Here is a 12,064-nt window from a genome sequence, read left to right as displayed (position 1 = left end):
AGCGGGCCTCACGGCACAGAACAACACAGAGGAGAGAACTCAGTGGCGCTGTCCACCGACGAGAAGAAGTCGATTCTGACCGAGTACGGTCTGCACGAGTCCGACACCGGGTCCCCGGAGGCCCAGGTCGCGCTGCTCACCAAGCGGATCATCGGTCTCACCGAGCATCTCAAGGTGCACAAGCACGACCACCACTCCCGTCGCGGCCTGTTGCTGCTGGTCGGCCGTCGTCGCCGGCTGCTCAACTACGTGATGAAGGTGGACATCGAACGCTACCGGTCGCTGATCCAGCGACTCGGCTTGCGCCGATGACGTGACCCGAGGGGGAGTGACCACGGTCGCTCCCCCTCGGTCCATACGAAGTAAGAAAGAGGAAGGGCAGGCGCTCGAGGGCAAGGACGCCGGTCCTCGGTAGTGGCTTACGGGACGCCTCCCGTGGGCTTCGATCGAAGACCGGCTCGTTCCTCGGACGCCGCTCCGCACGGGCGGGGCGCACTGCTGCCCGAACGAACGAGGAGTCAACTACACATGACCGAAGCAAGCGGACCCGTCGTGCACGAGGCCGAGGCCGTCATCGACAACGGCAAGTACGGCACGCGCACGATCCGCTTCGAGACGGGCAGGCTCGCCCGGCAGGCCGCCGGCGCTGTCGTGGCCTACCTGGACGAAGAAACCATGCTGCTGTCGGCGACCACCGCCTCCAAGCAGCCGAAGGAGCACTTCGACTTCTTCCCGCTGACGGTGGACGTCGAGGAGCGGATGTACGCCGCGGGCCGGATCCCGGGCGCGTTCTTCCGCCGCGAGGGCCGTCCCTCCACCGACGCGATCCTGACCTGCCGCCTGATCGACCGGCCGCTGCGCCCGTCGTTCGCCGACGGCCTGCGCAACGAGATCCAGATCGTCGTCACGGTGCAGAGCCTGCACCCCGAGGACCCCTACGACGTGCTGGCGATCAACGCCGCGTCGGCCTCGACCCAGATCGGCGGCCTGCCGTTCTCCGGCCCGATCGGCGGCGTGCGCGTCGCCCTGATCGAGGGCCAGTGGGTGGCGTTCCCGACCTGGTCGCAGCTGGAGCAGGCGACCTTCAACATGGTCGTCGCCGGCCGTGTCGTCGGTGACGACGTCGCGATCATGATGGTCGAGGCCGAGGGCACCGAGAACACGCTCGACCTGATCGCGGGTGGCGCCCCGGCGCCGACCGAGCAGGCCGTGGCCGAGGGCCTGGCCGCCGCCAAGCCGTTCATCCGCGTGCTGTGCGAGGCGCAGCAGAAGCTCGCCGACGCGGCCGCCAAGCCGACCGGCGACTTCCCGGTGTTCCCCGCCTACCAGCAGGACGCCTACGACGCGGTCGCCGCGATCGCGACGGAGGACCTGGCCAAGGCGCTGACCATCGCCGGCAAGCAGGAGCGCGAGACCGCCACCGACGAGGTCAAGGCCGCCGTGCTGGCCAAGGTCGGCCTCGGCGAGGGCGAGGCGTTCGAGGGTCGCGACAAGGAGATCGGCGCCGCGTTCCGGGCGCTGACCAAGAAGCTGATCCGCCAGCGCATCCTGCGCGACAAGGTCCGCATCGACGGCCGCGGCCTGACCGACATCCGCCAGCTGGCGGCCGAGGTCGCGATCATCCCGCGGGCGCACGGTTCGGCGCTGTTCGAGCGCGGCGAGACCCAGATCCTGGGTGTCACCACGCTGAACATGCTGCGCATGGAGCAGCAGATCGACTCGCTGTCGCCGGAGACGACGAAGCGGTACCTGCACCACTACAACTTCCCGCCGTTCTCCACCGGCGAGACCGGCCGCGTGGGCTCGCCCAAGCGGCGCGAGATCGGCCACGGCATGCTGGCCGAGCGCGCGCTGGTGCCGGTGCTGCCGAAGCGGGACGAGTTCCCCTACGCCATCCGTCAGGTGTCGGAGGCGCTGGGCTCCAACGGCTCCACCTCGATGGGCTCGGTCTGCGCGTCCACGATGTCGCTGCTCAACGCCGGTGTGCCGCTCAAGGCGCCGGTCGCGGGCATCGCGATGGGCCTGGTGTCCGACGAGGTCGACGGCGAGACGCGGTACGTCGCGCTGACCGACATCCTCGGCGCCGAGGACGCCTTCGGTGACATGGACTTCAAGGTCGCCGGCACCAAGGACTTCATCACCGCGCTGCAGCTGGACACCAAGCTCGACGGCATCCCGTCGGACGTCCTGGCGGGCGCGCTGAACCAGGCCAAGGACGCCCGGCTGACCATCCTCGAGGTGCTGGCCGAGGCCATCGACACCCCGGACGAGATGAGCCCGTACGCCCCGCGCGTCACGAGCGTGAAGATCCCGGTCGACAAGATCGGCGAGGTCATCGGCCCGAAGGGCAAGATGATCAACTCGATCACCGAGGAGACCGGCGCCGACATCTCCATCGAGGACGACGGCACGATCTACGTGGGTGCGGCCGACGGCCCGTCCGCGGAGGCCGCGATCAGCAAGATCAACGCCATCGCGAACCCGCAGCTGCCGAAGGTGGGCGAGCGCTTCCTGGGCACCGTGGTGAAGACGGCCGCGTTCGGCGCGTTCGTCTCGCTGCTGCCGGGCAAGGACGGCCTGATCCACATCTCGAAGCTGGGCAACGGCAAGCGCATCGGCAAGGTCGAGGACGTGGTCAACGTGGGCGACAAGCTCCGCGTCGAGATCGCCGACATCGACAACCGCGGCAAGATCAGCCTGGTTCTCGTCAAGGACGAGGACGAGGGCGAGAAGAAGGCCGAGGAGGCTCCCGCCGAGGGTGCCGAGGCCGACGCCAAGTAGGACGACGCGGTAGCCGGGAAACGGCCCGTCCCCGGCGGGGCGGGCCGTTTTCCGTGTTCCGCACCGAGTGTTGGGATTCGATGGCGCGACAGATTGCCGGGCACGAGCAGGCCGTGGGCACCACGCGCACGCTCGAGACCGGGGCGAACGGCCAGGTTGTCAAGCGCACGGTGCTGCCGGGCGGGCTGCGGGTGGTCACCGAGCACGTGCCGGGGGTGCGGTCGGCGACGGTGGGACTGTGGGTCGGGGTCGGCTCGCGGGACGAGCCGCCGAAGGTCGCCGGTGCGGCGCACTACCTGGAGCACCTGCTGTTCAAGGGCACCACCACCCGGTCGGCGAAGCAGATCGCCGAGGAGATCGACGCGGTCGGCGGTGAGCTGAACGCGTTCACCGCGAAGGAGCACACCTGCTACTACGCGCAGGTGCTCGACGAGGACCTGCCGCTGGCTATGGACCTGGTCACCGACGTGGTGTTCGAGGCGCTCTGCGCGGAGTCCGATGTGGACACCGAGCGCAGCGTGGTGCTCGAGGAGATCGCCATGCGCGACGACGATCCCGAGGACCTGCTGCACGACACGTTCGTGTCCACGGTCCTGGGCTCGCACCCGCTGGGGCGCCCGGTGCTGGGCACGACCGAGTCGATCACCGGCATGTCGGCTTCCGGGCTGCGCGGGTTCTACCGGCGGCGCTACACGCTGCCCAAGATGGTGCTCGCGGTGGCGGGCAACGTCGAGCACGCGCAGGTGCTCCGCCTGGCGCGCAAGGCGTTGCGCGGTCGTCTGTCCGGTTCGGACACTCCGGTCGCGCCCCGCACGGGCAAGGCGCGGGTGGCCGCGGACCGGCGGCTGGTGCTGCACAGCGACGACACCGAGCAGGCGCACGTCATGCTCGGCATGAAGGCCCTGTCGCGGCACGACGAGCGCCGGTACGCGCTGTCGGTGCTCAACGCCGCCCTCGGCGGCGGGATGAGCTCGCGGCTGTTCCAGGAGGTGCGCGAGCAGCGCGGCCTGGCCTACCAGGTGTACTCGTCGGTGGCGACCTACGCCGACACCGGGCACTTCTCCGTCTACGCCGGGTGCCAGCCGGAGCGGCTGGGCGAGGTGTCGGCGGTGCTGCGGGACGTGCTCGGGCAGGTCGGCAAGGACGGGTTCACCGACGCCGAGGTCGCGCGCGCCAAGGGGCAGCTGCGCGGCGGGATCGTGCTGGGCCTGGAGGACACCGCGTCGCGGATGTCGCGCATCGGCAAGCAGGAGCTCAACCACGGCGTGCACCTCACCGTCGACGAGTCGGTGGAGCGCATCGCCGCGGTGACTACCGAGGAGGTGTGTGAGCTGGCCCGCACCCTGTTCGGGACGCCGGGAGGGGTCACCGCCGCCGCGGTGGTCGGGCCGTACGCTTCCGAGCAGGACCTACCGGAAGATCTGCACGAGGTGATCGCGAAATGAACCCCCGCGGCGAGGACAACCCGATCCGGGTCGGCGTGCTGGGCGCCCACGGACGGATGGGGGCGCAGGTGGTCAAGGCCGCCGGGGGCGCGCCCGACATGGCGGTCGTGGCGACCGTGGACGCCGGGGACGACCTGAGCGCGCTGACCGAGGCCGGCGCTGAGGTGGTCGTCGACTTCACCCACCCGGACGCGGTGATGGGCAACCTGGAGTTCGCGGTCACGAACGGACTGCACGCCGTGGTAGGCACCACCGGGTTCACCGAGGAGCGGCTGGAGTCGGTGCGGTCGTGGCTGGCCGGCCGGCCGGAGGTCGGGGTGCTGATCGCGCCGAACTTCGCGCTCGGCGCGGTGCTCGCGATGCGGTTCGCGCAGCAGGCGGCCCGGTTCTACGAATCGGTCGAGGTCATCGAGCTGCACCACAACCGCAAGGCCGACGCCCCGTCCGGCACCGCGGCCCACACCGCGCGGCTGATCTCGCAGGCCCGCCGCGAGGCCGGGCTGAAGCCGGGCGCGGACGCGACGACGAGCGAGCTGGACGGCGCCCGCGGCGCGCGGGTGGAGGACGTGCACGTGCACTCGGTGCGGCTGCCCGGGCTGGTGGCGCACGAGGAGATCCTGTTCGGCCAGGAAGGCGAGACGCTCACCATCCGGCACGACTCGATGGACCGGACCTCGTTCATGCCGGGCGTGCTGCTCGGGGTGCGGGAGGTGCTGGGCCGTCCGGGCCTGACCGTCGGCCTCGAGAACGTGCTCGACCTGTGAGGACCCGCAACGTCGCCCTGGTGCTGACCGCCGCGCTGGTGGTCTACCTGGTGCTGCTCGGGGCGCGGGGCGTGGAGCTGATCGCGACCGGCACCGGCGTGGGGGTCGCGCTGGGCGTCGGGGTGCTGGTGCTGCCGCTGCTCGGGCTGTGGATGGTGATCGCGACCTGGCGGTCCGGGACGCGGATCCAGCACCTGGCGAGGCGGCTGGAGTCCGAGGGCGGGCTGCCGGACGTGGCCGATCTGCCGCGCCGCCCGTCGGGCCGGGTGGACCGCGCCGCGGCGGACGCGTGGTTCGAGGAGCGCCGCGCGGAGCTGGAGCAGCACCCGGAGGACTGGCGGTACTGGTACCGGCTGGCCCACGCGTACGACATCGCGGGCGACCGGCGCCGCGCCCGCGCCACGATGCGCAAGGCACTGGACCTCGAGGCGACCGAGTCCGCCCGGGGCTGATCTGGGAGGCGACGCTCCGGCGGTCAGCTTGTCCGCGGGCCGGCCGGCAGTGCTGCCAGTTCCTCGCCGAGGAGCCGCCGGGCCTCCTCCGGCGCGTAGTCGTCCAGGTACATCGCGCACAGGTGCTGTTCCCTGTGGAGACCCGCGCAGTGCAGCTCGGCCAGCGATTGGTCGACACTGCTCGTGGTGCCATCCAGGGCACGGGGGACATGCCGTCCGGCCTGGCCGCGACCTTCGTGTCGCGCACGGTCCGGAGTTCTGGGCCTAGCACGCCGACCGGGACATGGCCGCGCCGTTCGACGGGCACGCTGTCGTGCGCGGTTTCGAGATCATCGGCGTCGAGTCCGACCTGATGAACGTGCACTCCTGGCTGTGCCACGGCTACGAGGCGGACGCCGGTGTCCACCTCAACCAGTGGGGTCTGATCGGCAGCCACGCCCAGGTGTCGTCCGTGCTGGCCTGGATGCTGGAGCTGCCCGCCGAGGAGGCGCCGGAACCGGTGTACTGGACCGTGGCCGCGATCGCCGAGGTGGGTCACGCCCTCAGCTGACGGCCCGCCACCTCGCCGAGGGCGTCCGCCGACTCGTTCACGAAGTCCGCGAACGGTCCCGGCTCGAACGCGGCCGCGGCCTCCAGCCGGGCGACCGCCTCGGGTGGCAGCGTCACGTCCAGGGCGGCCACGCTCTCCGCGACCCGGTCCGCCGTCCGGAACCCGATCAACGGGTGCACGATCGCCGACCGGGCGCGCGACCACGCGATCGCCACCTGGGCCGGCGTGACCCCCAGCTCGTCCGCCACCGCCCGCACCGCCGCCGCCACCCGCTGCTGGCTCGCTGACGGCGAAGCGACCCGGCTCGAGCCGGTCAGCGCGCCGTGCTCCAGCACGCCCCACGCGACGACGCTCAGCCCCAGCTGCTCGGCCATCGGCAGGACATCGCGCTCGATGTCGCGGTTCAGCAGGCTGTAGGGCACCTGCACGCCCGCGAACGGCGTCCACCCGCGCCACTCCGCCAGCACGTCCGCCCGGCTGACCACCCACGCCGGTGTGTCGGACACCCCGAGGTAGCGGACCTTGCCCGCGCGGACCAGGTCGTCGAGCGCGCGCAGCGTCTCGGCCACCGGCGTGTGCGGGTCCCAGGTGTGCACCCACAGGATGTCGACGTAGTCGGTGCGCAGGCGCCGCAGGCTGCGTTCCAGCGAGGCGATCAGGTTCTTGCGGTGGCTGCCCCCGGCGTTCGGATCGTGCGGGTCGCGAGTGAGCGTGTACTTGGTCGCCAGCAGGAAGCGGTCCCGCTCGGTGAGCACCTCCCCGAGGACGCTCTCGCTCTCCGCGTAGGCCGAAGCGGTGTCGATCACGTTGCCCCCGGCTTCGGCGTAGGCCTTGATGACGCGCCGCGCCTCGTCCGGCTCCTGCAGCGCCATCGCGCCGAGGAACATCTCCGCGACCCGCAGGCCGGTACGCCCGAACAACCGGTATCTCATGGTGCCCACCATGCCCGATCAAGGACGACGCAGGAGGCGGTGCCGGGGTGACACCCGCCTTGTGGACGTGACCTCGGCAAACGCGGGGCCGGGATCAGCGCGAAGAGTTCGCTTCCGACATCGCACACCGACTGCCATCGGGGCTCTTGTGCGCCGGGAACTTCCCGTTCTTGTTCAGCGTCAACGGCCTCCGGCGACAACAGGGACACGTCTGCCTGCTGCGGGGCCGCGTGCATGGGCGTCCGAAATCCCGCTCCGGCACGTAATCCGTCTTGCCGGAGCGCTGCACATCCTCTGCTCACCGTGATTCCAGAACCCGGTGGTCCAACGCCGGCGTCTCCCTAGGCCTGCGTCCGCACCGGCGCGATGAACTCAGTACAAGGACAGCGGCCTCCCCGGAACCACGTACCTCAGTGGTGGAACCAGCCCGCGAACACCGCCGGGCACGCGGCCAGCGCGCTGTACCGGATGAACCGCCCGGTCAGGCCCGCCGTGAGGAACGTCGACATCCGCATGTCGGCCAGGCCCGCCAGCACCGTCGTCGCCATGAAGGGCGGCAGCCCGATCAGCGAGCTGACCCCGTAGGTGCCCGTCATCCAGTGCGGGTGGCGGTGGCAGCGTTCGCGCAGGGCCTCGATCTTGCCGCGCAGCCACTTGGTCCGCCGGTGCCACCGGTCGCGGAGCCGGCTGGGCGGGCGCACGCGGTGCAGGCGGTCGTGCAGGAACCGCGGCAGCCTGATCGACCCGCGCGCGGCCAGGTAGTACAGCAGCTTGCCGGCGACCTGGCCGATCGAGACGGCCGCGCCGATCAGCAGCCAGTGCAGCCCCGGCTCGCTGGCCACGAGCCCCAGCACGAACACCTCGACGCTGATGAGGGGCACGATCGCCGACCCGAAGGCGACGCCGAGCGCCACCCAGAACCAGGCGAACATCCGCGCCTCCTGACGGGGCTTCGGGGCGGGCGAGGCCTCCGCGGGGAGCGGAGGATCACACGGACGGGGTCACAAGAAGATATCAGCCCGAAGTGTGATCTCCGTAGTGCCGGGGACACTTTCCGCCGCTTTCCGACTACCGGCTGCTCACCTTCCCGTCACCCGCTTCTGCCACCGTGGCGCCGTGCCACAGGACATCCGGGTGACGCGGTCGCCCGTGCAAAGGTTCGCGTCGTTCTGCGCGACGGTCGTCCGCTACCTCCCACTCGGCCTGAACACGCTGGTCCCGCCCAGTTTCGTGGGCTTCGCGCTGATCAACGGGTGCACCTTCGGCGTCGACCTGCTGCTGCTCACCCTCGGTCACGGCGTGGCCGGGCTGCCGCTGCCGGCCGCGATCACCATCGCCTACGTCTGCGCCTTCGCCCTGAGCTTCGTGCTCAACCGCGTGTTCAACTTCCGCTCGCACGCCCCGGTCGGGCGGCAGGCCGTGCTCTACGCCGTCGCGGTGGCGGTCAACTACGTCGCGTTCATCCTCGGTGCCGGGGCCGGCCTGGCCGCGCTGGGCGTGCAGTACCACCTGGCGCGCATCATCGCGGGCGCGTGCGAGGCGGTGTTCCTCTACAGCGTGCTTCGCTGGATCGTGTTCACCGATCGCAGCCGCGAGTAGCGCAAGGGGGACCCGCTCGTAACATCGATCACGCCGACAACGAAGATAGGCGCTGCGGCGTCTGTTCCGTGAGATCACGCGTGGCCGGGACTGGGAGTACGAGTGAAAGCTGTCATCGAGACGATGAGGTACGGCAGTACCGCCGAGCGGGTACGCCTGGGCTTGGAACTCCTGCTGGCCGTGGGCCTGTTCGCCGCGCTCGCGTACTACGCGCACGGGATCCGGAAGTGGCCGACCGACGTCGACATCTACCGGCTGGGCGCGGACACCTTCCTCAAGGGCCACTCGATCTACTCCGAGCTGCCCGTCTCGACCATCGGCGGCGCACTGCCCTACACCTACCCGCCGTTCTCCGCGGTGCTGTTCACCCCGCTGGCGATCATCCCGCCGCCGATCGGCTACCCGCTGCTGACCGGCGCGACCTGCCTGGCGCTGTTCCCGATCATCCTGGCGTACCGCAACTCCTCGCCGGAGCTGCGCGGACTGCTGAACAAGACGTGGATGGTCTTCGCGGCGGCGATCGTGATGGTGGTCGCGCACCCGGTCGCGAACACGATCTTCTGGGGCCAGATCAACGTCCTGCTGATGATGCTCGTCGCGGTCGACATCCTGTGGCCGAACCCGCGCTGGCCCCGGGGCGCGCTGATCGGCATCGCGGCGGCGGTCAAGCTCACCCCGGCCGGGTTCTGCCTGATCTTCCTGCTGCGCAAGGACTTCCGCGCGGTGGTCACCGCGTTCGTCAGCTTCCTGGTGATGACGGCGATCGCGTTCGTGCTGATGCCCGGCGACTCGTGGACGTACTGGACCGACCGCGTCTTCAACGCCACCGGCATGAACATCGGCCCGATCCACGCGAACGAGTCGATCACCGCCACGTTCGAGAAGCTGCACCTGACCGGCACCACGCTGACGGTGGTCGGCGGACTCGGGGTGATCGCGGTCGTCGTGATGACGTTCCTGGGCACCGCCCGGGCGTTGCGGGACGACAACCTCGCGCTGGCATTGGGCGTCAACGCCGCCGGTGTCCTGCTGATCTCGCCGATCTCCTGGTCGCACCACTGGATCCTGGCCCTGCCGACCGCGGTGCTGGTGCTGGTGATGGGCGTGCAGCGGAACAACAAGTGGCTCATCGTCTCCGGCTGGGGCGCGGTGGTGATCCTGTGGCTCGCGCCGCACTACTGGGTGCCGCTGGAGTGGGAGCACTGGAGCTTCGCGCAGCAGGTCGCGGGCAGCAGCTACCAGATCGTGGCCGTGGTGTTCCTGATCGTGATGTCGGTGCTGTGGTTCCGCGGGCGGGGCAAGCCCGCACCGTCCGAGGACCTGGACTTCGAGCTGAGTCAGGAGCTGACGAAGCCGGCGTTCGCACCGGTCCGCGCGGGCGACGAGGCCTGACCGGCCGAGGCGGAGCCCGGGGCTTCCTGGGCTCTACTTCTTCCCGCCGCGTTGGTCGTCGAACGCCGTCGCCCCGGATCAGGCCGCTGGTGGTGGCGCTCGGGTTCACGATCCTCCAGGTGCTGATCGTGCCGGCGACTTGGTGAACTACTCGACGAGGTGGATGTCCAGCGCGCCGGTGAGGCGGAGTTCGCGCAGGCGGCGCTCGCCGGTGTCGAGGGTGCGGACGGTGCCGTCGGGGTGCCAGCCGGCGCGGCGGTAGAAGCCGAGGGTGGCCGCGTCGGACTCGGCGGCCCAGGTGATGCCGCGGCCGGCGCCCAGTTCGCGCAGCCCGGCGGCGGCCGCGGCCAGCAGGCGGGCGCCGTGCCCGCGCCGGGACCAGCGCGGCTCCACCAGCAGCGTCCCGATCAGGCCGGTGCGGTCGGCGTCGGCGGGCAGCTTGCCGGCGGCGTCGGCCACGTCCTCGCGCGGCGCAGGCCCGGCGACGCAGAACCCGACCGTGAACCCGCCTTCGACGGCCAGGTGGATCCGGGAGCCGGGGTGGCCGATCGCCTCCGCCCAGCGCGCTTCGACCTCGGCGGAGCCGAGTTCGGCGAGGGCCTGCTCGCTGAGGACGCCCTGGTAGGCCGTCCGCCAGGTGACGCGCTGGATCCGGGCGATCTCCGCGGCGTCGGCTTCGACGGCTTCGCGGACCGACACGGTGCTCATGCCGGGAACCTACCGGTTTTGTCGGTGGGTGCTGGCACCATGAGCACCACGATGGAGACGATGAGTGTGGCGGCCGCCCGGCGGGCGGCGCTGGCGGCCCAGGGCTTCGCCGACCCGCGGCCGGGTGCCGAACCGACCCGGCGGCACCTGAAGCGCGTGCTGTCACGGGTGCAGCTGATCCAGCTGGACTCGGTGAACGTCGCGGTCCGGGCGCACTACGCGCCCGTGTTCGCGCGGCTGGGCGCCTACGATCCGGCGCTGATCGACGAGGCCGCCTGGTCGCACAGCAGCCGCAAGCCGCGGATGCTGGTGGAGACGTGGGCGCACGAGGCCAGCCTCATCCCGGTCGAGGACTGGCCGCTGCTGCAGTCCGGCGCGAAGCGGCCGGGGTGGTGGCGCCACTACCAGCGCCTGGCCGACCGGTCACCGTCGCTGGTGGAGGACGTGCTGGCGGTGGTGAAGGAGCTCGGCCCGATCGGGGCGGGCGGCATCGAGCGCGAGCTGGAGGGCGAGTCGACGCGACGGCCCGGGTCGTGGTGGGAGCGGTCGGAGGTCAAGAAGATCTGCGAGTTGCTGTTCGGGCTGGGCCAGCTGACCACCGGCACGCGGCGCGGGTTCGAGCGGCTGTACGACCTGACCGAGCGGGTGGTGCCGGCGGAGATCCTGGCGCGGCGGGTGTCGCCCGAGCAGGGCGCGCGCGAGCTGATCTCCCGCGCGGCGACGGCGCTGGGGGTGGCGACGGAGCCGGACCTGCGGGACTACTACCGGCTGGGCCCGGAGACGAGCCGCCAGGCGGTGGCGGAGCTGGTCGAGGCGGGGGTACTGGAGCAGGTCGAGGTGCGCGGCTGGCGCGGGCCCACGTACCGGCTGGCGGGGGCGCGGATGCCGCGGAAGGTGGCGGGGCGGGCGCTTCTGTGCCCGTTCGATCCGCTGATCTGGGAGCGGGCCCGCACCGAGCGGCTGTTCGGGTTCCGGTACCGCATCGAGATCTACGTGCCCGAGCCCAAGCGCGTGTACGGCTACTACGTGTTCCCGTTCCTGCTCGACGGCGAGCTGGTGGCGCGGGTGGACCTGAAGGCCGACCGGGAGGCCGGGGTGCTGCGGGTGCAGGGCGCGTTCACCGAGCCGGAGGCCGACGCGCCACGGGTGGCGGCGGAGCTGGCGGGGGAGTTGCGGGTGATGGCGTCGTGGCTGGGGCTGGACGGCTTCGTGGTGGGGGAGCGGGGTGATCTGGCACCGCTGTTGCGGCGCGCATGACCCGGGTGACGCGGGCTCCATGCCGAGGTCCTGCGGCGCCGAGGCCCCGCTGCAGGTTCCAGCCAGGCGCGCGATCCGGGCGGGCCACGTCCCGAGAGCGTCGTCATCCAGGCCGGGGGTGGCCGCGCAGACCGAAACGGGGTGGTGTGACACGCCCCCATGCCACACCACCCCTCCACCCCCA

12 protein-coding genes are annotated in these 12,064 nt (G+C 71.2%); 9 read left to right on the top strand and 3 right to left on the bottom strand.

Features of this window, described 5'->3' with window-relative positions:
* Positions 1–42 precede the first annotated feature (42 nt).
* From rpsO to IE290_RS09620, 6 genes are all read left to right on the top strand, one after another.
* Positions 43–312, top strand: a complete 270-nt coding sequence (gene rpsO / locus IE290_RS09645; RefSeq protein WP_017981770.1) for a 30S ribosomal protein S15 — start codon at positions 43–45, stop codon at positions 310–312.
* Positions 313–528: 216 nt separating this feature from the next.
* Positions 529–2,781 (top strand): polyribonucleotide nucleotidyltransferase, encoded by a 2,253-nt coding sequence (locus IE290_RS09640; RefSeq protein WP_191244203.1) that lies wholly within the window; start codon positions 529–531, stop codon positions 2,779–2,781.
* An 80-nt stretch (positions 2,782–2,861) separates the two neighbouring features.
* The gene (locus IE290_RS09635; protein WP_191244202.1) at positions 2,862–4,226 is read left to right on the top strand and encodes a M16 family metallopeptidase; all 1,365 of its coding nucleotides are present in this window, start codon (positions 2,862–2,864) and stop codon (positions 4,224–4,226) included.
* The gene (gene dapB, locus IE290_RS09630; RefSeq protein WP_191244201.1) at positions 4,223–4,990 is read left to right on the top strand and encodes a 4-hydroxy-tetrahydrodipicolinate reductase; all 768 of its coding nucleotides are present in this window, start codon (positions 4,223–4,225) and stop codon (positions 4,988–4,990) included. The genes IE290_RS09635 and dapB overlap by 4 nt, the downstream gene beginning before the upstream one ends.
* A complete protein-coding gene (locus IE290_RS09625; protein WP_191244200.1) occupies positions 4,987–5,442 on the top strand; it encodes a tetratricopeptide repeat protein in 456 nt (151 codons plus the stop codon). The genes dapB and IE290_RS09625 overlap by 4 nt, the downstream gene beginning before the upstream one ends.
* A gap of 283 nt (positions 5,443–5,725) precedes the next feature.
* Positions 5,726–5,992: a hypothetical protein gene (locus IE290_RS09620; RefSeq protein ID WP_229874363.1), complete on the top strand. Its 267-nt coding sequence runs from the start codon at positions 5,726–5,728 to the stop codon at positions 5,990–5,992.
* Here the strand turns inward: IE290_RS09620 and IE290_RS09615 are convergent.
* Positions 5,977–6,924 (bottom strand): aldo/keto reductase, encoded by a 948-nt coding sequence (locus IE290_RS09615; protein ID WP_229874362.1) that lies wholly within the window; start codon positions 6,922–6,924, stop codon positions 5,977–5,979. The genes IE290_RS09620 and IE290_RS09615 overlap by 16 nt on opposite strands.
* A gap of 410 nt (positions 6,925–7,334) precedes the next feature.
* Positions 7,335–7,856: a YqaA family protein gene (locus IE290_RS09610; protein ID WP_191244199.1), complete on the bottom strand. Its 522-nt coding sequence runs from the start codon at positions 7,854–7,856 to the stop codon at positions 7,335–7,337.
* Between the two features lie 184 nt (positions 7,857–8,040).
* Between IE290_RS09610 and IE290_RS09605 the strand changes: the two genes are divergently transcribed.
* Both IE290_RS09605 and IE290_RS09600 read left to right on the top strand, forming a co-directional pair.
* The gene (locus tag IE290_RS09605; protein WP_229874361.1) at positions 8,041–8,523 is read left to right on the top strand and encodes a GtrA family protein; all 483 of its coding nucleotides are present in this window, start codon (positions 8,041–8,043) and stop codon (positions 8,521–8,523) included.
* 123 nt (positions 8,524–8,646) lie between these two features.
* The gene (locus IE290_RS09600) at positions 8,647–9,915 is read left to right on the top strand and encodes a glycosyltransferase 87 family protein (protein ID WP_229874360.1); all 1,269 of its coding nucleotides are present in this window, start codon (positions 8,647–8,649) and stop codon (positions 9,913–9,915) included.
* Positions 9,916–10,062: 147 nt separating this feature from the next.
* Here the strand turns inward: IE290_RS09600 and IE290_RS09595 are convergent, their stop codons facing one another.
* Positions 10,063–10,623: a GNAT family N-acetyltransferase gene (locus tag IE290_RS09595; RefSeq protein WP_191244198.1), complete on the bottom strand. Its 561-nt coding sequence runs from the start codon at positions 10,621–10,623 to the stop codon at positions 10,063–10,065.
* A gap of 39 nt (positions 10,624–10,662) precedes the next feature.
* Between IE290_RS09595 and IE290_RS09590 the strand changes: the two genes are divergently transcribed.
* A complete protein-coding gene (locus IE290_RS09590) occupies positions 10,663–11,880 on the top strand; it encodes a winged helix-turn-helix domain-containing protein (RefSeq protein WP_229874359.1) in 1,218 nt (405 codons plus the stop codon).
* Positions 11,881–12,064: the final 184 nt, after the last annotated feature.

Origin of the sequence: Amycolatopsis deserti (genome assembly GCF_014653945.1) — a bacterium.
In the GTDB taxonomy this organism is placed as follows: domain Bacteria; phylum Actinomycetota; class Actinomycetes; order Mycobacteriales; family Pseudonocardiaceae; genus Amycolatopsis_E; species Amycolatopsis_E deserti.
This window is presented reverse-complemented; position numbering and strand designations above follow the sequence as displayed.